Source organism: Pseudomonas sp. TH15, assembly GCF_016651105.1.
Lineage (GTDB): Bacteria > Pseudomonadota > Gammaproteobacteria > Pseudomonadales > Pseudomonadaceae > Aquipseudomonas.
The window spans coordinates 1,380,221-1,399,270 of record NZ_JAEKEL010000001.1 but is presented as its reverse complement, the minus strand read 5'-3'; the positions used below and the strand labels follow the sequence as shown (position 1 = coordinate 1,399,270).

General features: G+C 55.2%; 20 protein-coding genes, 1 tRNA gene and 2 pseudogenes. 15 read left to right on the top strand and 8 right to left on the bottom strand.

Going from position 1 to position 19,050, the window contains the following annotated elements:
• Positions 1-20 precede the first annotated feature (20 nt).
• Positions 21-377, top strand: coding sequence for a DCL family protein (locus JFT87_RS06370; protein ID WP_201199792.1), 357 nt, complete (start codon positions 21-23; stop codon positions 375-377).
• Positions 378-877: 500 nt separating this feature from the next.
• Here JFT87_RS06370 and JFT87_RS06365 read toward each other — a convergent pair whose 3' ends face one another.
• Positions 878-1,207, bottom strand: a complete 330-nt coding sequence (locus tag JFT87_RS06365; RefSeq protein WP_201199790.1) for a hypothetical protein — start codon at positions 1,205-1,207, stop codon at positions 878-880.
• 58 nt (positions 1,208-1,265) lie between these two features.
• Positions 1,266-1,685, bottom strand: a complete 420-nt coding sequence (locus tag JFT87_RS06360; protein WP_201199789.1) for a hypothetical protein — start codon at positions 1,683-1,685, stop codon at positions 1,266-1,268.
• Between the two features lie 1,300 nt (positions 1,686-2,985).
• On the opposite strand from JFT87_RS06360, the pseudogene JFT87_RS06355 reads away from it, so the two are divergent.
• The 3 genes and pseudogenes from JFT87_RS06355 to JFT87_RS06345 form a co-directional block, all read left to right on the top strand.
• A pseudogene (locus JFT87_RS06355) lies at positions 2,986-3,837 on the top strand (SDH family Clp fold serine proteinase); the annotation flags it as partial.
• A gap of 289 nt (positions 3,838-4,126) precedes the next feature.
• Positions 4,127-4,969, top strand: a complete 843-nt coding sequence (locus JFT87_RS06350; protein ID WP_342367168.1) for a KilA-N domain-containing protein — start codon at positions 4,127-4,129, stop codon at positions 4,967-4,969.
• A 739-nt stretch (positions 4,970-5,708) separates the two neighbouring features.
• Positions 5,709-6,062 (top strand): hypothetical protein, encoded by a 354-nt coding sequence (locus tag JFT87_RS06345; protein WP_201199787.1) that lies wholly within the window; start codon positions 5,709-5,711, stop codon positions 6,060-6,062.
• Here the strand turns inward: JFT87_RS06345 and JFT87_RS06340 are convergent.
• Positions 6,059-6,349, bottom strand: coding sequence for a YceK/YidQ family lipoprotein (locus JFT87_RS06340; RefSeq protein ID WP_201199785.1), 291 nt, complete (start codon positions 6,347-6,349; stop codon positions 6,059-6,061). The two genes, JFT87_RS06345 and JFT87_RS06340, sit on opposite strands and share 4 nt — an antisense overlap.
• A 277-nt stretch (positions 6,350-6,626) precedes the next feature.
• Here JFT87_RS06340 and JFT87_RS06335 point away from each other — a divergent pair.
• From JFT87_RS06335 to JFT87_RS06320, 4 genes and pseudogenes are all read left to right on the top strand, one after another.
• Positions 6,627-7,684, top strand: a pseudogene (locus tag JFT87_RS06335) (PDDEXK nuclease domain-containing protein).
• Positions 7,685-7,752: 68 nt separating this feature from the next.
• Positions 7,753-8,721: an alpha/beta hydrolase family protein gene (locus JFT87_RS06330; protein WP_201199783.1), complete on the top strand. Its 969-nt coding sequence runs from the start codon at positions 7,753-7,755 to the stop codon at positions 8,719-8,721.
• A 37-nt stretch (positions 8,722-8,758) separates the two neighbouring features.
• Positions 8,759-9,175, top strand: a complete 417-nt coding sequence (locus tag JFT87_RS06325; RefSeq protein ID WP_201199781.1) for a hypothetical protein — start codon at positions 8,759-8,761, stop codon at positions 9,173-9,175.
• A 5-nt stretch (positions 9,176-9,180) separates the two neighbouring features.
• The gene (locus JFT87_RS06320; protein ID WP_201199779.1) at positions 9,181-9,633 is read left to right on the top strand and encodes a hypothetical protein; all 453 of its coding nucleotides are present in this window, start codon (positions 9,181-9,183) and stop codon (positions 9,631-9,633) included.
• 72 nt (positions 9,634-9,705) lie between these two features.
• Here the strand turns inward: JFT87_RS06320 and gabP are convergent, their stop codons facing one another.
• Positions 9,706-11,097 (bottom strand): GABA permease, encoded by a 1,392-nt coding sequence (gabP, locus tag JFT87_RS06315; protein WP_201199777.1) that lies wholly within the window; start codon positions 11,095-11,097, stop codon positions 9,706-9,708.
• Positions 11,098-11,659: 562 nt separating this feature from the next.
• Between gabP and JFT87_RS06310 the strand changes: the two genes are divergently transcribed.
• From JFT87_RS06310 to JFT87_RS06285, 6 genes are all read left to right on the top strand, one after another.
• The gene (locus tag JFT87_RS06310; RefSeq protein ID WP_201199773.1) at positions 11,660-12,433 is read left to right on the top strand and encodes an ABC transporter ATP-binding protein; all 774 of its coding nucleotides are present in this window, start codon (positions 11,660-11,662) and stop codon (positions 12,431-12,433) included.
• Between the two features lie 13 nt (positions 12,434-12,446).
• A complete protein-coding gene (locus JFT87_RS06305) occupies positions 12,447-13,193 on the top strand; it encodes an ABC transporter substrate-binding protein (RefSeq protein WP_201199772.1) in 747 nt (248 codons plus the stop codon).
• Positions 13,194-13,271: 78 nt separating this feature from the next.
• The gene (locus JFT87_RS06300) at positions 13,272-13,967 is read left to right on the top strand and encodes an ABC transporter permease (protein ID WP_201192248.1); all 696 of its coding nucleotides are present in this window, start codon (positions 13,272-13,274) and stop codon (positions 13,965-13,967) included.
• Positions 13,964-14,653 carry an ABC transporter permease gene (locus JFT87_RS06295; RefSeq protein WP_201199770.1) on the top strand — a complete coding sequence of 230 codons (690 nt, stop codon included), beginning with the start codon at positions 13,964-13,966 and terminating at the stop codon, positions 14,651-14,653. Before JFT87_RS06300 ends, JFT87_RS06295 begins: the two co-directional genes overlap by 4 nt.
• Positions 14,634-15,866 carry a methyltransferase gene (locus tag JFT87_RS06290; RefSeq protein ID WP_201199768.1) on the top strand — a complete coding sequence of 411 codons (1,233 nt, stop codon included), beginning with the start codon at positions 14,634-14,636 and terminating at the stop codon, positions 15,864-15,866. Before JFT87_RS06295 ends, JFT87_RS06290 begins: the two co-directional genes overlap by 20 nt.
• A 418-nt stretch (positions 15,867-16,284) precedes the next feature.
• Positions 16,285-16,360, top strand: a tRNA-Thr gene (locus JFT87_RS06285).
• Positions 16,361-16,433: 73 nt separating this feature from the next.
• On the opposite strand, the gene JFT87_RS06280 is transcribed toward JFT87_RS06285, so the two are convergent.
• Positions 16,434-16,718 (bottom strand): helix-turn-helix domain-containing protein, encoded by a 285-nt coding sequence (locus JFT87_RS06280; protein WP_201199767.1) that lies wholly within the window; start codon positions 16,716-16,718, stop codon positions 16,434-16,436.
• Positions 16,708-17,025: a transcriptional regulator gene (locus JFT87_RS06275; RefSeq protein ID WP_201199766.1), complete on the bottom strand. Its 318-nt coding sequence runs from the start codon at positions 17,023-17,025 to the stop codon at positions 16,708-16,710. The genes JFT87_RS06280 and JFT87_RS06275 overlap by 11 nt, the downstream gene beginning before the upstream one ends.
• A gap of 471 nt (positions 17,026-17,496) precedes the next feature.
• On the opposite strand from JFT87_RS06275, the gene JFT87_RS06270 reads away from it, so the two are divergent.
• Positions 17,497-17,778 carry a DUF3077 domain-containing protein gene (locus JFT87_RS06270; protein ID WP_122594001.1) on the top strand — a complete coding sequence of 94 codons (282 nt, stop codon included), beginning with the start codon at positions 17,497-17,499 and terminating at the stop codon, positions 17,776-17,778.
• 43 nt (positions 17,779-17,821) lie between these two features.
• On the opposite strand, the gene JFT87_RS06265 is transcribed toward JFT87_RS06270, so the two are convergent.
• Together JFT87_RS06265 and JFT87_RS06260 are read right to left on the bottom strand one after the other, a co-directional pair.
• Positions 17,822-18,499 carry an RES family NAD+ phosphorylase gene (locus tag JFT87_RS06265; protein WP_201199765.1) on the bottom strand — a complete coding sequence of 226 codons (678 nt, stop codon included), beginning with the start codon at positions 18,497-18,499 and terminating at the stop codon, positions 17,822-17,824.
• Positions 18,499-18,909 (bottom strand): antitoxin Xre-like helix-turn-helix domain-containing protein, encoded by a 411-nt coding sequence (locus JFT87_RS06260; RefSeq protein ID WP_201199764.1) that lies wholly within the window; start codon positions 18,907-18,909, stop codon positions 18,499-18,501. The genes JFT87_RS06265 and JFT87_RS06260 overlap by 1 nt, the downstream gene beginning before the upstream one ends.
• Between the last annotated feature and the right edge of the window lie 141 nt (positions 18,910-19,050).

Sequence of the window (19,050 nt, the reverse complement as noted above, 5' to 3'; positions counted from 1 at the left end):
AGCCCAAAAAGGAAAACTGTATGCCCGCTAAACCCGTTGTTCTGCCAAGTCGAACTTTTGCGACCCAAGGAGAGGCGACGGCATTTTTCAAGGCCATGCTCGCGCGGTACGGCGATGGGGAGTTTCTGAACTCTGATGACGAAGACATCCTTTACGAACTCTTGCAGCGCCACCCCGAAGCCGATGAAAAAATCGGAGCGGGCGTCCAAGCTTTTTATCGTCAAAGATCGCCTGACCATCCTACAAGTTGCTTCCATGTTTTGCGGGTCGACGGAAAAAAACGGATTTCGGGTATCCCACCTGTATCACGGGCCGGGCTCCCGGTCTGCGGCATGGGTTTTATGAAGCCTGTAGGCGTTCAGTTGTGCCTGAATTAATGCACCAAAAACAGCAGATATTCGACTTATCGCCAAGTGGAATACACTGCGTGAAAACTGGTGAGTTGACGACAATCCACACGTCAGAATATCGCCACACCGAGCCGAGATTTAGGGACATTGTGTCGGGGTTCATTCATGCAAAGAACCTGGCTATCACCCCCTCAATGGTGACCGTAAGCCAGGATATGCACTACCAAACCGTTTTCACTGATCCTGCAATGGCTCGTGAATTCATCGACTTTCATAGGGCAGTCGCAAAGCTCGAAATCTTTAAAAAATATGTGCGATAAAATTGGCCTTTTGACCATTAATACCGACCTTTAATGCCTCCTAGGTGACTATATCCGCGCTCAGCAAATCGACACGCACCGATGCGCCACGACAGAAGTTTTCCGTTAAATATCACATATCTGTAACGTCAACGACCCGGCGAACGCTGCAAACATATTAACAGGGCAGCCCGTTTAAAAAACGGATAAAAATATATACAGCACGCACTACTTGAAGTTATGCATCACCAACCTTGAAACAATGGCTACCATACTAAGGCCATACATTAGAATAATCGAAATATGGGCGATCGGCTTGAGCTTGGCCTCATTCAACTTACGCATTCCATGCCGCTCGTTGACCACAATTAAAAACAACCCAACGAACACAACACAGGCGCCACTGACTATACGCATCCCCTCAAAAAAGCCGCTTTCCCCCTCCTCAAATAGCATAGCAAGCCCCACCGCGAGAATCACCGCAGCAACCGCAAAATTCTTATAGTGATCAAAAACAAACTTTACTGCATTATCATTTCCAACTAACTTTTTAAGCATAAATCCCTCGACACATTAAAAGCCAACTTCTTCACCAATCAGCCAAACACGATCACTGTCACTTAATTATACAAACTAGCAGCACTTTAAATTTTTGCTGCATTCTCCTGTCACTGACAAAAATCTGGATAATGATTTTTCGTCCCTTTACATCTCGGAAAACGCTTACACCCCCAGAACTCCCCCCAGCATTTTTGCCTACCCTGGCGGTTCTTACTGACATACCTCCACCACAAATTGGGCATTTAACTTTGAGCAAACTCTTGGGGTGAGCTGCCTTTGGGCGCGGAACCGGGCTATTCGCTGGCGGCGTGATAACCTTCAAATTGATAGTCGGGATTTCGGTGGCGGTGGCGGTGGCGGTGGCGGTGGTTGGGATTTCACTATTTTCTCTAAGCTTGGCTAGCCATTTTTCCCTCCCTGCGCTGTATGCGACCACTGCCCAGACAGTCGCACCGATGCTAAGCAAGAATTTCATAGCACCGACTGTTCGATCAACACCGCCATGGGAGGAGCATGCTCCTCGCCGACCTATCGACGCGGAAGCCCAGCCGTCACTACAAACGGCTCCTCCAAGTAGAATCGACAACAAAATCATCGCCCCTAAAAAGACGGTAATTCCCACAAGCCAGGTCCGGTCCTTGGAATACAAAATCAGGTCCCTCATCACACATAATCGGGATCGGGCGTAATGACCCGAACAAGTTTGGCGTTTTGATATCACATCGAATTTGATTGGTCATCAATAGCTGTCTCAACCATGCCCACCGTGAGCGTTGAATTCAACGCACCGTGTAGATCCCAACCCGCTGGCGCCGGCTTTTACTTTGACCACACTTTGACGAAATGTGAGACAGGCATGAGACGGAATCCGCGCAGGATGGCCATCCGAGGCTTATTCCGTGCGGGCCGCGTCAAAGTAGGCCGTCTGGCCGTCTCATACCCCTGACAGACCCCTGACGGATTCTGGACAGGCTCTGGACGGTTTGACTGAGCGCATTTTGTTAGGTGCCGGCCGGACGCCCCAGTCATCAAGGGCGGAACAGCGCGGAAGACTGACCTGGTATTGGAGCGGTCCAAAATGGATGAGCGAGCATCAGTGAAGGAGCGGCCATAATCCTTGACCACCCTTGACGGAGCCTTGACGAGATTCTTGACAGGTCTTGACGGTTTGATCTGTCGCCACCAGTAGCTGGAACGCTGAAAGCCACGCAAGACAACGGTTTGCGGGCATTCTCGCAGGCTTGCAGGCGCCAGCCTCGTGAAGAATTCAAGAGCTGGTCGTCAAGGTAACTGCTCGAGCAATCATCAGAATTCCGCCGACGGGATGAGGGGGTACCCGGCCAGACAAATGCTGAGCGCGCCAAGCAATACTAGACAGGCCCTAGACGGATTTTCGCCGACAGACCACATTCAAATTGCCTACAGCCCAAGCAATACGACGCCGCCAGCGTGAAAGGTACTGTGCTGACGATTTATGTCGTCAGGTATTTTCCGAGGCTTCCAGCGACCTGACAGCAGGTTGGAGCAGGGTCACCAACTTCTGCTCGACTGCCCGGCGCCTTTTCATTTGTGTTGCTATATTCGAATCACAAATTCTCGGACGGGGAGACGTTGATGGGCTTATTTGAAGAGGCATGGAAGAATATTGCAGACCTGAGCGCCTCTCAGGCGCGGGATTGCTACATCTATGTCGGAAACGTAAGCCGCAATGGATATGATCGAATAACAGATGAATTCATTAGGAAAAAACTAAAAGCGCCTACCTCTTCCTTGCGACGTACGGAGGAGATCCATCGGCAGGCTACCGTATCGCAAGAGGACTTAGACACCATTACGATCATTTGACGATCGTAATCCCCACCTATTGTAAAAGTGCGGGGACGCTAATGGCGATTGGTGCTGATGAGTTAGTAATCGCCGACAAAGGTGAACTTGGCCCTTTGGATATGCAACTGAAAAAGCCAGACGAGTTATTTGATATGTCGTCTGGGCTTGATATCACACAGGCAATGGCTTTTTTGCGTAGTCAATCAACAGAGATTCTCAAAAGTGCGCTTGTGGATCTCAACGTGCAGCTCTCTGTAACCACCAAAACAGCAGCGGAAATCGCAACAAAGTTAACGACTGGTCTTATTGCCCCCATCTATGCACAAATAGATCCTTACAAAATTGGTGAATCACAACGGGCAGTATCAATAGCTTTTTCCTATGGAAAGCGACTAAACGATAAAGTAAAAAATCTTAAGACTGACGACTGCCTTCGATCTCTTATGCTTGACTATCCATCACATGGATTCGTGATCGATCGCAAGGAAGCATCGACTCTTTTCAATAAGGTTCGCGCTCCGTCGGAAGCTGAACTGAAAGCCGTCGAATCACTCTATGGTTTATGCCATGATCCCGACATGACCCGTCCATTTGTGGCGCTAATCCCATCATCAGCCGAAGGTACCAGCAATGACACCGTCCAAAGCAGCCCAGGAACAAGCGTTGAGCCGGCTGTTCACTCCTCAGAGGGAAATGGAGGGGCTGCCCGCGGGCAACCTGATCCAGATGATGAAAGAAATATCGCAGGAGCAAGTGAAGGCGGTCCGCAAGTATCCGATTCCGAAAGCAACAGACTTTAGTCGTCTTTAAGTAGGCAGAAGCCCGGTTAACGCCGGGCTTTTTGTTTCTTTACAGCCCATCTTTATTCCCCGATTGACGCGACATAAATGCGGAATTTCATTACCTGGCGCACCCTGCCCTACCGAATTGGGAGACCAGCTATCCATGCGGGTCGCGCCTCAGGAAAATGCGTAGAGAGTCTCCGCCCCCACCTAGGAGGTTAGATATAGACAACCTTCCCATCGAAGCAAGAAACACAATCCTAAAGCGCAATAGCCGAGTGCCACTAGACCGGGTATAAGAGCTAGTGTGACGCCGAAGACCTCGGCTAACCCAGCACTCCAGTACATCTGGGTGCAGGCCACGTCACCTTATCGCCACGAGGGGAACAAAATGGTTCAAATGGATTTGCCGGTTATTCCGCACGAGATGGAAGGCAACCTAATTCACCAGCGCGCCGTAGATGGATACATCAACGCCACAGCAATGTGCCAAGCGGCTGATAAAAAATTTAGCCACTATCATACGACAAAGACGAATAGTGATTTTCTTGAGGCTTTGTCTAAGTCGCTCAAGCTGCCAATTGCGGTCTTGGTCCAGTCAGTAAAAGGCGGCAATTACCAAGGTACTTGGGTACATCCCCAGGTAGCTCTCCACCTCGCTCAGTGGCTATCGGCAGATTTCGCTGTCCAGGTGACCGCTTGGATTACCGAATGGATGGCTGGAGGGGTATCGCCAAAAAATGCTGCGCGTATCCCTGTACATCTCCAGCGGTATATAGCAAACAGAGCGAAGATTCCCCACACACACTTCTCGATGCTCAATGAAATTGTTCTGGCTCTGATTGCGCCGTTAGAGGCTGATGGTTACGTCTTGCCCGAAAATATGATCCCTGACATCTCTAGCGGGAGAATGTTTTCTGGTTGGCTACGGAAAGAAAAAGGCATTGAGCCAAAAGATTTTCCAAACTATCAACATCAGTATCTTGATGGACGCATCGTCGACGCCAGGCTTTACCCTATAGAACTGCTAGGCGAATTCCGACTGTACTTCTACGGTACGTGGATTCCCCAACGATGCCGCACCTACTTCCAGGAAAAAGACCCTGTAGCGCTGCAATACCTACCTGCGTTACTAGAAAAATTAGCGTAACACATTGATTTCACACCGATGCCGAGATACCGGCATCGGTTGATTTGATTAAGCCCACTCTCTTGAGAAACCGCCCGGCAGCGATGTTCCAATCTAGGTTAGATCCCAGCACTCCCCACCCGATCACCTCCCTTACCTGACACCAATGCTGATTGCGAAAACTAACCACAAGAATGACCACTACCCTGATCCGGGGTGGTGCTGGCGCGAGGGAATGGTAAGAACGCCTCTGTGTGGTGCAACTGTCACACGGCGCCATCGCCATCGCCATCGCCATCGCCGAAAAAGTGTGGCGATGGCTCCTCAAAAGTGAGGTGCGAGATAATCGGGCCACTTTTGGACTGATCCATCAATGAGTGGTGATGATGACCACTCCTTTGCACTGGCGGCAGATTTATCGAGATGGCATTACCACTCGTCGGGCATCGACAGAGGAAATCAGCACGGTTTCGGTCGCCGCCGGCAGGTTTCAAAACAGAGCCGCATTTTAAAAAGAGAGTAGATTTGTGAGTAGACTTACATATCGACAAAAGACAAACCCTTTAAAACCGTGACCTGCAGCCAGCTTTTCGATTCCGTCTCTGGCACCAAATACCGAAAACCCTGAATCGCAAGATTCAGGGTTTTTTTATGCCTGCGATTTGGTAAACACTGAGCTCAGCTGTTTACGCGGCGCTTTTCCAACAGCCGCAATCCGCGCTACTTTGGCCGCCCCTTACGGAAGAGGGTCATCAAGCTGATGAACCAGAAACGAACCCGCGTGCCCCTGCCCCATCCGCCGCCGTATCGCCCGAGTCGCACAACTTACTGGCTGACTATTTTCGTTGCCCTGCTGATTGTTTTCGGCATCAGTGCATCAATCTGGATGCTGGTCGACAGCTGGCTCACAGGCTCCATCACCACCAATAACCGCGGCCCACGCAGCACCTACACACTGGCTCTGCAACCGCGGCGATTCTGGGTTGAGTTTGTGTCGCAAAGCATCGGCACGGCGTTCATGCTGGCGTTTTCTGTGTTTGGCTTGTGGATCTATCGCAAGGTGCAAGAGCCTGTGCACACACCGAAAAGCAAACGCCGCACAAAGAAAACCTAAAGTGTATTGATGTAATCGACAGGCAGCAGAACCGTGTCCAGCGCGGCATCTACTGGCAGGGATACAACGGTGATGATCGGACAGACAATCATCATGTAACAGATGATGGCCGCCGGCATGCCATCGCTGCCGCCTCCGCGCACACCCAGAAGGTGCAGGTTGCCATCAACCCCTCGGTAATACTGAGCATCAGACAAACCGTCATTCAAACGCCCGATGAACGTTCCGCAGCCCACCAACTGCAACACGAGGCCTGCCACACAACCAATACGCAAAATCCCTTTCAAACCGGCGCTTCCTTACATCACAAAACAAGAGGCGCGGGATTGTACCGGCGCTTCAACCTGACAAACACCCATCGCTATCCTGCATCAGTCCAGTGGAACACCAGATTGGCGGGTGTAAGAAATGGACTACATCCCTTTAACCGTTGAAGCCGTTTTCCTCGGCAATGTCCTGCAACACCAAGCGCCTCTTCCTGCGGATTTCGTCGTCTCTCCCGACATACCGCAACGGTAACTCTTGGCATGCTTTTGCCTCTGTTCCCAATGATGCGGAAGACCGATGAGCCAGCTAAAACCTGCTGACATGCAAGACCCGAAAATCGATTCATTGCTGGGGAGCTTGGCGAATTGATTCGCCAGGCGCGCCAGAAGGTTTTGAGAGCGGTCGATACCGCTCAAGTACAAACCTGTTGGCAGATTGGCCGGCATATTGTCGAGTTCGAGCAGGAAGGTGCCCAAAGGGCCACGTATGGCAAGCAATTGCTGGCGACGCTTGCGAAGGACCTGACAGGGAAGTTTGGGAAAGGTTTTGATGACCGTAATTTGAGGTATATGCGGGACTTTTATCAGACCTTTCCAAATTGGAACGCACTGCGTTCCGAATTGAGCTGGACCCACTACCGAAGGCTGCTACGTGTCGATAACGACAAGGCACGCAAGTGGTACATGGACGAAGCCGCCAATCAAAACTGGTCAAGCCGCGCGCTGGAACGCCAGATCAACACCCTCTACTACGAGCGTCTATTGATGAGTCGGGACAAGGCTCCCGTCATGACGGAAGCCGCTACCAACATCAAAACGATGACCGACAGCCCTCGGGAATTCATCCGGGATCCCGTGATGCTCGAGTTTCTCGGCCTGCCCAATGCAGGACTCGTTCTGGAAACCGAACTTGAACAAGCACTCATCGAGCAACTTCAGGGCTTCCTGCTCGAGCTGGGGAATGGTTTTGCTTTTGTCGCCCGCCAGCAACGCATAAGCACCGAAGGCAGAGACTTCTACATCGATCTTGTGTTCTACAACTACCTGCTCAAATGCTTTGTCATCTTCGATCTCAAGCGCGGTGAATTAACCCATCAGGATGTTGGCCAGATGGACATGTATGTGCGCATGTATGACGACCTCAAGCGCAACGATGAAGACGGGCCCACCGTCGGTATCATTCTTTGCGCGCAAAAAAACGAGTCAGTGGTGCGCTACTCGGTGTTACAGGGCAACGAACAACTGTTCGCCAGCAAGTACAAACTGGTGTTGCCGAGCGAGGAGGAGTTGCGCGCTGAGCTGGATCGGGAACGACGGGCAATTGAAGAGCGTCTGCTCAACCAAACAGACCGATAACCCCGACAGATTGTCCATAAGCTGCGCGAAGACTATCGTTGGCAGCTACCCGCAAAGGTCCAAAGCCAATGAATTTGCAGGACATGCCCTCACCGGCACCAGCCCAGGCTGAGTTAACGTCGCCAGTTACTAGCACCCCCTTCAAAGAACCCGCCTGCGACGGCTTCACCCTCGGCGGTTTCACCTGGCGTCACGCCTTCCAGGACACCGCCCGCCCGGTCGTGATCATCAACGCCGCCACTTCGGTCCGTTGCCGACACTACTCGCGCTTCGCCGATTACCTGTTCGCCAATGACTTCGATGTCATCACCTATGACTACCGTGGCATCGGCGAATCGCGGCCGGCGTCGCTGAAAGGGCTGGACGCTTCCTGGTCCGACTGGGGCGCGCTGGATTTCGAAGCGATGCTCAAGCGCGCTCAGCGTGAATTCCCCGGCCAGCCCATCGACGTGGTCGGCCACAGCTTTGGCGGCTGTGCGGCGGGCCTGGGGGCCTCTGGGCACCTGATCCGGCACTTGGTGACGGTCGGCGCGCAGTTCGCTTACTGGCGCGACTATGCGCCCGCTCACCGTTGGCGAATGTTCGGCAAATGGCACCTGGTGATGCCGCTGATGACGATGATCTGCGGTTACTTCCCCGGCAAACGTCTTGGCTGGCTGGAAGACACGCCCGCCGGCGTCGTCCGCGACTGGAGCACGCCCACCGCTCGCTACGAGCAGCGCCCCAGCGGTCGCGTGATCCACGCAAAGCACGGTCGGCTGCCGTTCGCCAATGTCACCGCAAAAACCCTGGCCATCAGCCTTAGCGACGATCCTTACGGCACGATCCCGGCCATTGAGCGCTTGCTCGGCTACTTCACCGGCAGCACGACCACCCATCTGCGAATCGCCCCGAAAGACATTGGCGAAGAAGAAGTCGGACATTTCGCCTTTTTTCGTAGCCCATACCAAGCCACACTATGGCCCATTGCATTGTCCTGGCTGCAAAACGGCGAACTGGCCCCCGATACTCCCGGGCGGCGAGTTTCACGTAGCTGAGTGACCTGCCCTCTCAACGAAATACGGAACGACGCCCATGGCATCCGCGAACAAGCAGCAAAAACGCGCCACCCGCGCCAAAGCCAAGGCCAAGCAGAACCGCACCCAACGGGCTGCCGCGCCGGTGGAGCTGGACCCGAACGATGACCGCATCGACTTCGAATCGGTGGACCTGACCGAACTGTTCAAGACCATGATCGACGCTGAAAAAATCAGTCAGCAAGCCATGTGCACGGCTTTCCTCGAAGACCCATTGCTGACGCTGGTGTACGAACAGGAAGGCGAAGAAGGCGCGATGGACTTCATCCTCGCGGCGCTGATCGAGTATCGCCAGTGGTCCACCGAAGCGGACGAAGCCGGCGCCCTGGCGTGGATCGAATCCCCAGCCTTCCAGGCTGACTACGTGGCGGCGTCCGACGCCATCGCGGCCCAAACACAACCGAAAGCGAACTGAAATTAATGGCATCCCTGAACAAGCAACAAAAACGCGCCAAACGCGCCAAGATCAAAGCCAAGCAAATCAATATCCACGGCCGTAAACCCGCCGAGCTGGACGATGACCTGGGCGACATCGGCGAGCCGATCCCGGAATACACCCTGGCGATGTTCAGCAAAATGCGCGACGCCGAAGCCATCGGCCGTAACGACATGCTACTGACCCTGCTCACGAACCTCGCCGACATCATCACCGACCACCCAGAACTTCTGGACATGGAAAACGCCGACAACGAAGCCATGGCCGCCACCCACCTGGCCGCCGACATGTTGATCGACTACCGCATGTGGACCGACGGCATGGACCGCGAAACCGCCCAGGCCTGGCTGACCGATCCGCAGTTCATCACTGATTTCGGCACTGCGCTGGATAGCTATCGCGAATCGCTGGACGCGCAGGAAGAAAAGGCTGAGTAATCGCCTTCGAATAGAAACAAAACGGCCGCTTGTCATCACTGACAGCGGCCGTTTTGCATTACGCGATGTGAATCAGTTCAACACCACCGCTCCAACCTTCTGCATCTTGCGACGACGGGCTACGAACAAGCCGACCGCCACTACCAGCAAGCTCAGGAACCCGGTCGCGAGGATCTCCACGCGGTGGGCGTCCTGGAACAGCATGATGGTCAGGGCCGCGACGATGAAGATGATCACCGCGTAGGTCAGGCCCGGGAACAACCACATGCTGAAGGCGATTTTTTCGCCGCGTGCCATACGCTGCTTGCGCATACGCAGTTGCGAGATGGCGATCACCAGGTACACCAACAACGCGATGGCGCCGGAGGTGGCCAGCAGGAAGTCGAACACAGCGGCCGGGGCCACGTAGTTGGCAAACACCGCCAGGAACGCAGCAGCGGTGGACAGGATGACTGCCCAGTACGGCGTGCCGCTTTTGTTGGTGCGTTGGGAAACGGCCGGCGCATCACCGCGTTTGCCCAGGGAGAACATCATGCGCGAAGCGGTGTACAGCGCCGAGTTCAGGCAACTGGTCACAGCCACCAGCACCACGATGTCGACGATCAGCTTGGCATTCGGGATGCCCATACGCTCAAGTACAGTCTGGTAGGAACCCACAGCAGCCAGAACCGGATCGTTCCATGGCACCAGGGCCACGACGATGAAGATCGACACGAGGTAGAACAAGCCGATCCGCCAGATCACCGAGTTGGTGGCCTTGGAGATTTGCTGGCCAGGATTCTTCGATTCCGCGGCCGCGATGGTCACGATCTCGGTGCCCATGAAGGAAAACATGGTGGTCAGGATCGCGCCCAATACAGCGCCCATGCCGTTTGGCAGGAAGCCTTGGGTGTCGAACAGGTGCGAAACGCCGCTGACCTGGCTGTTCGGCAAGAAGCCGAAAATCGCCAGAATGCCGAGACCAATGAAGCCGATGATCGCGATAACTTTGACCAGAGCGAACCAGAATTCGAACTCACCGTAGTTCTTCACGCTGAACAGGTTGGTCACCGTCAGCAGCAAAGTGATAACCAGGGTGAAGGCCCAGATCGCCACATTCGGGAACCAGGCATGCAGGATGGTCGCGGCGGCGTTGGCCTCCAGCGGGATCACCAACACCCAGAACCACCAATACAACCAGCCGATGGTGAAACCGGCCCAATGCCCGATCGCGCGGTCGGCGTATGTCGAGAAGGAGCCAGTGTCCGGCGAAGCGACGGCCATTTCGCCGAGCATGCGCATCACCAGCACGACCAGCGCGCCGGCAGCGGCGTAGGCCAACAGCACGGCTGGGCCGGCAGCGGCGATGGCGTGGCCCGAGCCAACAAACAGGCCGGCGCCGATAACACCAGCGATCGACAACATAGTCACATGACGCGGTTTGAGCCCCTGTTCGAGGCCATTAGAGCTTTGGGTGCTGCTCATTGAAACTACCTTTGCAAGGAAAGCGATTCAGTCCACCGCGTCTGGCATTTCTTTCTCGTAAAAAGAATCCAACGGGGCGTTCCGTATTCTGCACGCAATAATTGCGCCAAAATGTTACAGAGTCCCGAGAACCGCGGCTCTTAGGCTGACCGGGTGGTCATCGCAAGTCATTGAGATTAATGGCAATTTGCCAGAGCGTTACCCAGCGACCCACTTGAAGGACGAATCAACGCACCATAAACACACTTAAAAAATGCGCGACGCACAATAAAAGTGCAGATCCGGAACGTTTGTCCGGTTAGCGCTTCCAACACCCCGTCAAAGCTGGCAACATCGCGCCTTTTTTTACGTGCCCCCCGCTCCGGCTTGTATTTAAAGCGGGGTCAAACGTCTGTTCGGTTGATAGCAGCGCGACAGTCTGCTCCACCGATGCGACAACCTGCCACACACCATCCGTTTACCGCCCGTAGCGCTGTTGGCTGCCATTCGAACGCTATGCTAGCTTGGCCGCCTCGCCAGGAAGGCCACCAACAGCAGGAGCGAAACACTATGAGGAACGCACATGGCTGAGGCCACGCCCGCGCTTGAAATCCGCAACTTGCACAAACGCTACGGACAGCTTGAGGTGCTCAAAGGCATCTCGCTGACCGCCCGCGACGGCGATGTGATCTCGATCCTGGGTTCCTCCGGTTCCGGCAAGTCCACGTTCCTGCGTTGCATTAACCTGCTGGAAAACCCGCACCAGGGCCAGATCCTGGTAGCCGGCGAAGAACTCAAACTCAAAACCGCGAAGAACGGCGAACTGGTTGCCGCCGACGGCAAACAGATCAATCGCCTGCGCAGCGAGATCGGTTTTGTGTTTCAAAACTTTAATCTCTGGCCGCACATGAGCGTGCTCGACAACATCATCGAAGCCCCGCGCCGGGTGCTCGGCCAAAGCAAAGCCGAAGCCATCGAAGTCGCCGAAGCCTTGCTGGCCAAGGTCGGCATCGCAGACAAGCGTCATGCTTACCCGGCGCAACTGTCCGGTGGTCAGCAACAACGGGCGGCGATTGCCCGCACGCTGGCGATGCAACCCAAGGTCATCCTGTTCGATGAGCCGACTTCCGCCCTTGACCCGGAAATGGTCCAGGAAGTACTTAATGTCATCCGCGCATTGGCTGAAGAAGGCCGCACCATGCTGCTCGTGACCCACGAAATGGGTTTTGCCCGTCAGGTCTCCAGCGAAGTGGTGTTCCTCCACCAGGGCCTGATCGAAGAGCAAGGATCGCCACAGCAGGTGTTCGACAACCCGCTTTCGGCGCGCTGCAAACAATTCATGTCCAGCAACCGCTAACGGAGCTACCCGCATGCAGAACTACAAAAAAATCTTCCTGGCCGCCGCCGTCACCCTGGCCTTCAGCGCCGGTGCCGCCGCCGAAACCTTGAAGATGGGCATCGAAGCGGCCTACCCGCCGTTCAACAATAAAGATGCCAGTGGCAATGTCGTCGGCTTCGACAAAGAAATCGGCGACGCCCTGTGCGCCAAGATGAAAGTCGAATGCACCGTGGTCACCTCTGACTGGGACGGCATCATCCCGGCCCTGAACGCCAAGAAGTTCGACTTCCTGATATCCTCGATGTCGATCACCGACGAGCGCAAGCAAGCGGTGGACTTCACCGACCCGTACTACTCCAACAAGCTGCAATTCATCGCCAAGAAAGACGTCGACTTCAAAACCGACAAGGCTTCTCTGCAGGGCAAAGTGATCGGCGCACAACGTGCGACCCTCGCCGGCACCTGGATGGAAGACCACATGGAAGGCGTTGAAACAAAACTCTATGACACCCAGGAAAACGCCTACCTCGACCTGACCTCCGGTCGTCTGGACGGCATCCTCGCGGACAAGTACGTCAACTACGAGTGGCTGAAAAGCGACGCCGGCCGCCCTTACGAATTCAAAGGCGACCCGGTGGAAGAAAGCGACAAGATCGGTATCGCTGTACGTAAAGGCGACCCGATTCGCGCGAAGCTGAACCTTGCTCTGAAAGAAATCGTTGAAGACGGCACCTACAAAAAAATCAACGACAAGTACTTCCCGTTCAGCATCTATTGATTCTGACCTGCCTGACCGGCACCGTTCGCTGACGGTGCCGGTCCTTGGCATTGCCTGCCGCGATTTGAAAAGAAATCCATGATTATCGACCTCTACGGATTCGGCCCGGCGCTCGCCGCTGGCGCGCTGATGACTGTGAAACTCGCTCTCTCGGCCTTGTGCCTGGGGCTGGTGCTCGGTCTGCTCGGCGCCTTGGCCAAGACTTCCCCGCACAAGCCATTGCAATGGCTGGGCGGCACGTATTCGACCCTGGTTCGTGGCATCCCGGAATTGCTCTGGGTGCTGTTGATCTACTTCGGCACCGTCAATTTGATGCGTGCCTTGGGCGAATTTTTCGGCAATCCCGACCTCGCACTCAATGCCTTCGCCGCTGGCGTAATCGCGTTGGGCCTGTGCTTCGGCGCCTACGCCACGGAAGTGTTTCGCGGCGCGATTCTGGCGATCCCCAAAGGTCACCGCGAAGCCGGCGTGGCCTTGGGCATGTCGAAATTCCGGATCTTCACCAAACTGATCATGCCGCAGATGTGGCGCATCGCCCTGCCGGGCCTGGGCAACTTGTTCATGATCCTGATGAAAGACACCGCGCTGGTGTCGGTGATCGGCCTGGAAGAAATCATGCGTCATGCGCAAATCGGCGTGACCGTGTCCAAGCAGCCGTTCACCTTCTTTATGGTCGCTGCTTTTATGTACCTGGGCCTGACCATCCTGGCCATGACCGGCATGTACTTTCTGGAACGACGTGCCGCTCGCGGCTTCGCGAGGAGCGCCTCATGAACTGGGAAGTCATCATCAAGTGGCTGCCGAAACTGGCCCAAGGCGCGACGCTGACCCTGGAACTGGTGGCCATCGCCGTGATCGCCGGGTTGCTGCTGGCGATTCCGCTGGGCATCGCGCGCTCATCGCGACTCTGGTACGTACGGTCATTGCCCTACGCGTACATCTTCTTTTTCCGTGGCACGCCGTTGCTGGTTCAGCTGTTCCTCGTCTACTACGGCCTGGCGCAGTTCGATGCCGTGCGTAACAGCTCGATGTGGCCGTACCTGCGCGATCCGTTCTGGTGCGCCACGGCGACCATGACCCTGCACACAGCGGCTTATATAGCCGAGATCCTTCGGGGCGCGATCCAGGCGATTCCACCGGGCGAGATCGAAGCCGCGCGAGCACTGGGCATGTCCCGGCCCAAAGCGCTGTTCTACATCATCCTGCCCCGTGCCGCGCGCATCGGCCTGCCGGCCTACAGCAACGAAGTGATCCTGATGCTCAAGGCCAGTGCCCTGGCCAGCACGGTGACCTTGCTGGAACTGACCGGCATGGCGCGCACCATCATTGCCCGGACCTACCTGCCGGTGGAGATCTTCTTCGCCGCGGGCATGTTCTATCTGTTGATGGCTTACGTGCTGGTTCGCGGCTTCAAGCTGCTGGAGCGCTGGCTGCGCGTCGATGCCTGCCAAGGGCGTTGATTCCTCCTACGTGCTGACGGGCGAGGCCCTACTCGCCCGTTTCGCAGCGCTGGATGCTTTTCTGATTGAGCATCAGGCGCTGTGGAAGCCTCGACCGTTTACTCATCTGCGGCTTCCTTGGGAAGCGTCCTACCCGGAACTGGCTTTATGGCTACGCGGGCGGTCGCTGGAGGAAGCGGAAAACAGTCATAACCAACCTTGCTTGCTGGATGCGCCGGAGCCGTTTGCTTCATTGGCGGCGTTGTCGCTTGAGCTGAGTTCAGTGGGCGAGTTGCCGGCGCAAGCGCTTGAAGCGGCCGGGCATCGGTTAAATGTCGATGTGCCGGGACGCAAGTGGCAGCAGATCGAGGCGTTTGCCAGTCGCTTGTCATTTGCTGCATTGCCGCAACATTGGCTGGATTGGTGCTCGGGCAAAGGTCACTTGGGTCGACGCTTGCTGCAAACCGGGCAACAACTGACGTGCCTGGAATACGACCCTTCTTTGGTGCTGAGCGGTCAGGCACTCAGCCAGCGTCATCAGTTGCATGCGCTGCACGTTGAGCAAGATGTACTCGCGGCTGGCGCTGCTTCCTTATTGAAGAACGATCACACCCCGGTTGCGCTGCACGCCTGTGGCGATCTACATGTGCGGTTGATCCAACTTGCCAGTGCGGTGGGCTGCAAACAACTGGCCGTCGCGCCCTGCTGTTATAACCGGATCAGCCTTCCTGCCTATGAGTCGCTTTCCTCGGCGGGTTTGCGATCGGACCTACAGCTGTCCCTCGACGATCTCGCATTGCCGATGAGCGAAACCGTCACTGCCGGTGCTCGCGTCCGACGTCAGCGCGATACTTCGATGGCCAGACGTCTTGCTTTCGACCTGCTGCAACGGCAACTGCGGGGCGTCGACGAATACCTACCCACGCCGTCCCTGCCCAGTGCATGGCTGGATAAATCCTTCGCCGACTACTGCCATCATTTGGCCGCACTGAAAGAGTTATCCACAATCGGCCCGCAGGATTGGCCAACCCTTGAAGCCGCCGGTTGGCAGCGACTGGCCGAAGTGCGCAATCTGGAACTGCTGCGGGGCCTTTTCCGCCGCCCGCTGGAGTTGTGGCTGGTACTCGATCGGGCACTTTTTCTGTCCGAACAGGGGTACACCGTTCGCCTCGGCACCTTCTGCGAAACCACGCTCACACCACGCAATTTCCTGCTCTTGGGCGAGCGCTCTTAAACAGCCTCAGCCTGTGGATAACTCTGTTGATGGAATTCTCGCGGATCCAATAAATGCGCTGTTTCGTGACTGAAACACTGCTGGTCATTTTTTGTTCACATAAATAAAAAACCCTAAAAACAGGGATTTGCGAACAAATGAGAACAGGTCCACAAAATCTGGCCTAAGTGCGCTTTTGGCCCAGCCAGTTGTGCATAAGCTGCCAATGAAAACGACATAACGGCTGGATTTTTTGTGTTTATGGGCAACAAAAGGCGTAAAGAAACCTGACTGTAGAGGGTTCGCCAAAGGTCGCTTTCGCCCAGTGAAATATGGAGCCATCCGCTGCTCTCGAGCCCAAACTAGCGCCCACTTAAAAATAGTCTGAATTCAGGGGTTTACAGAACCAACGCAATCGCTATAATCGTCGCCCTAACACGCCGGTATAGCTCAGTTGGTAGAGCAACTGACTTGTAATCAGTAGGTCCCGGGTTCGACTCCTGGTGCCGGCACCATACAAAACAAAGCCCCTGCAGAAATGCAGGGGCTTTGTTGTTTCTGAGTAAGCCAAAAAGCCCCAAACGGGGATCAGGCAGGGTACAAATCCCGCAACGCCTCAGGATGCTGGCTAGCAACACGAAGAAGCGTCTGTGCCGCTCCCGTCGGCTGACGTCGCCCTTGCTCCCAATCCTGCAACGTCCGCAAACTGACGCCGATCAGTTTGGCAAACGCACTCTGAGAAACCCCCACTTTGGCGCGCGCTTCAGCAGCCGCTGACAACGGCACCTCCGTAACACGAGCCGCTTTGCCGGCTTTCATTTGACGTACAGAATCCAGCAAGTCCTGCTGAAACTGTTCAAGTTCATTGATCATCGCTGATTTCCTCCTTCAGTTTTTTGAGGAAGGCTACGGGTAAATTGTCGAATTGCGCCTTGGTGTAGGCGATCAGCAACCAAATTGAGCCTTCTAAAAGCGTGTTGTAGTAGATGACACGTGTACCACCTCGTTTGCCCATCCCGCTACGGGACCAACGAACCTTGCGCAGGCCGCCGGTACCGGGAACCACATCCCCGGCCAACGGATTAGCCGCCAGCCAGGTAATGAATTCATGACGTTCGCCATCGTCCCAGATGGACTCAGCGTAGCGCTTGAAAATTTCGGTTTCGATAATCGTAAACATGGGTCTAACTATACGGCTACGCCGTACAAACAAACCATAAACGTTTATAGGGACAGATCGACGAAATGCATGGCGCGAAGCCTTGTGAAATCTGTTGTAACGACAAGCCACTACTTGCCACCGTTGCTCATTCGCCCCTCGCAAAGCTACCGTTCAGTTCGTCGCTGCCAACTCAGCGACCGGGCCTGAGAACCCGAGTAATATGTAGGCGCACAAGCGCCACCAAATCACGATTGCCGGCGTTTTTTTGTGCCTGCATTTCCGTGTTATGGCGGCTGTGCGTGGGAGACCTTCGGGTCTGCCGGTTTCCTACATTTCCGGTTCTCAGCCTGCGCACAGCTGTCACCCATTCGCCTGAGAACGAACGTGGCAGCTCTCATTTGATACAGGGAATTCACAAATGAAAGCCATTGATCCGTCAGCACACCGGTCACTTCACGCCCGTCCATCTCGAACGGGCGGTGAAGCGAAATGACCCATTCTCAAGATCTGAAAACCCTCGGCCTCACCCACTTTTCCTTTCAATCCAATCAAGCAATGTTCCGCACCAACCGTGGTGTACCGGTAATCGCCGCCCTTTCCCACGCCTCACACTTGCTTCATATTTCACGACTGCTCACTGCGGACACTTCAGTCTCTCGCGACCCTGACCTTCATGCTTATGCCTCGCAGTATCTGCAGGAGTTAAGCAAAGCGCTGATCGATGATGTCGTGAAAGTGATGGATGCGCCGCCGGACAAGCCGTTGATGTAAACACCGGTGTAAGGCCCTCGCTGATACGAGGGCTTTTTGCGTTTCAGACCTGACTGATTTCAAACACAAACGAAATCCGCCGACTACTCGCACTCCAAACATACCGAATATGCTTCCCCTGCTTCGGAATCGACACCGCTGGCGGCCGAAACGCCGCCACACATTCATGCCCAGGCAACCGAACGCTGTTGTAGAGCAATCCCCAGGACAACGTTTCCCGCAGTTGTCGGGCGAAGGCTTGAGACGGGCCATACGCAGTCGTGTCCGGATCATGAAGCTGCGGATAGTTCTGACGAATGTCATGCAGCGGTTTGACGACTTTGTTGACGTAAGTCCGCATGGTCAACTCAAGGTCCGGCTCATTGGTGGCGGCGAGGAAACGCTCTTGGTGGTAACTCGTTTCGGCAATGGCGGCAGCCTGGCTGCTGGCGGCGTAATAGACGCCAAACGTGCCATCGGTAAAGCGGCTGGTTTTGCCGATGTGGGTGAACGCGGCCATGACGGGCGTAGAGCCGGGGCCTGAAATCCGGTCTTCGGGGCGCACGCGAGAAAGCATGCCGGCCTCTTCCATCAATCGGTCATTGGTCAGTGCTTCGAGAGCGTAAGCGGTCGGCAGATCTTCGGGGTCGAGCACGTCTTCGAACAACGCGATCGGCGGGAAGCTGCTGTTGACGATCCGATAGGCCCGCGACCACTGCGGATCGGCCAGTTCCGGCGCCATCAACCGCGCACTCCGTCGAGGTAGCGGCGCACGTCAGCGATGTCCACCACGCGGCCGACCAGCATGTAATCCAAAGCCGTCTGGCCATTGAACGGCGCAGCGGTGTTCGGGCTACTGACCCATTTGTAAACACGCTCGCGGCTGTTGCTGAAGATGATGCTCAGCGCCTTATGGATGCCCATCAGGTAGGAAATGCGCTCCAGGGTGTCGTGGGGCAAACGCACGTTGGGCGGCAGGTGTTTGTACTTGTAGAACGTGGTGTTGCCGACTTTGCCCAGCAGGGTACGTTGTTGCTCGGCGCTGCAGCCCCAGCGTTCCATGAGGTTGAAGAAGAACTTGAGCGCGACCCGGCCGGCTTCCGGGGAGTCGATTTGTTGCTGTGGGGTCAGGGCTGGGGATGAGGTAGGCACAGGGAGGCCTCCTTTAAAATATCGTAAGGTCAGCCTAGTACAGATACGGATAATTGTGTGAATTTAATCCGCATGCGAACAGCCACCTTCTAACTCGCCGATCTAAAAATCCGTACAACCCTCACACTTTTTTTACCTCAA

Bases quoted from the DNA above. Each gene is read 5' to 3' on its own strand.
- JFT87_RS06370 (WP_201199792.1), top strand. From the start codon at position 21: ATGCCCGCTAAACCCGTTGTTCTGCCAAGTCGAACTTTTGCGACCCAA.
- JFT87_RS06365 (WP_201199790.1), bottom strand. From the start codon at position 1,207: ATGCTTAAAAAGTTAGTTGGAAATGATAATGCAGTAAAGTTTGTTTTT.
- JFT87_RS06360 (WP_201199789.1), bottom strand. From the start codon at position 1,685: ATGAAATTCTTGCTTAGCATCGGTGCGACTGTCTGGGCAGTGGTCGCA.
- JFT87_RS06345 (WP_201199787.1), top strand. From the start codon at position 5,709: ATGAACCAGAAACGAACCCGCGTGCCCCTGCCCCATCCGCCGCCGTAT.
- JFT87_RS06330 (WP_201199783.1), top strand. From the start codon at position 7,753: ATGAATTTGCAGGACATGCCCTCACCGGCACCAGCCCAGGCTGAGTTA.
- JFT87_RS06325 (WP_201199781.1), top strand. From the start codon at position 8,759: ATGGCATCCGCGAACAAGCAGCAAAAACGCGCCACCCGCGCCAAAGCC.
- JFT87_RS06320 (WP_201199779.1), top strand. From the start codon at position 9,181: ATGGCATCCCTGAACAAGCAACAAAAACGCGCCAAACGCGCCAAGATC.
- gabP (WP_201199777.1), bottom strand. From the start codon at position 11,097: ATGAGCAGCACCCAAAGCTCTAATGGCCTCGAACAGGGGCTCAAACCG.
- JFT87_RS06310 (WP_201199773.1), top strand. From the start codon at position 11,660: ATGGCTGAGGCCACGCCCGCGCTTGAAATCCGCAACTTGCACAAACGC.
- JFT87_RS06305 (WP_201199772.1), top strand. From the start codon at position 12,447: ATGCAGAACTACAAAAAAATCTTCCTGGCCGCCGCCGTCACCCTGGCC.
- JFT87_RS06300 (WP_201192248.1), top strand. From the start codon at position 13,272: ATGATTATCGACCTCTACGGATTCGGCCCGGCGCTCGCCGCTGGCGCG.
- JFT87_RS06295 (WP_201199770.1), top strand. From the start codon at position 13,964: ATGAACTGGGAAGTCATCATCAAGTGGCTGCCGAAACTGGCCCAAGGC.
- JFT87_RS06290 (WP_201199768.1), top strand. From the start codon at position 14,634: ATGCCTGCCAAGGGCGTTGATTCCTCCTACGTGCTGACGGGCGAGGCC.
- JFT87_RS06280 (WP_201199767.1), bottom strand. From the start codon at position 16,718: ATGATCAATGAACTTGAACAGTTTCAGCAGGACTTGCTGGATTCTGTA.
- JFT87_RS06275 (WP_201199766.1), bottom strand. From the start codon at position 17,025: ATGTTTACGATTATCGAAACCGAAATTTTCAAGCGCTACGCTGAGTCC.
- JFT87_RS06270 (WP_122594001.1), top strand. From the start codon at position 17,497: ATGACCCATTCTCAAGATCTGAAAACCCTCGGCCTCACCCACTTTTCC.
- JFT87_RS06265 (WP_201199765.1), bottom strand. From the start codon at position 18,499: ATGGCGCCGGAACTGGCCGATCCGCAGTGGTCGCGGGCCTATCGGATC.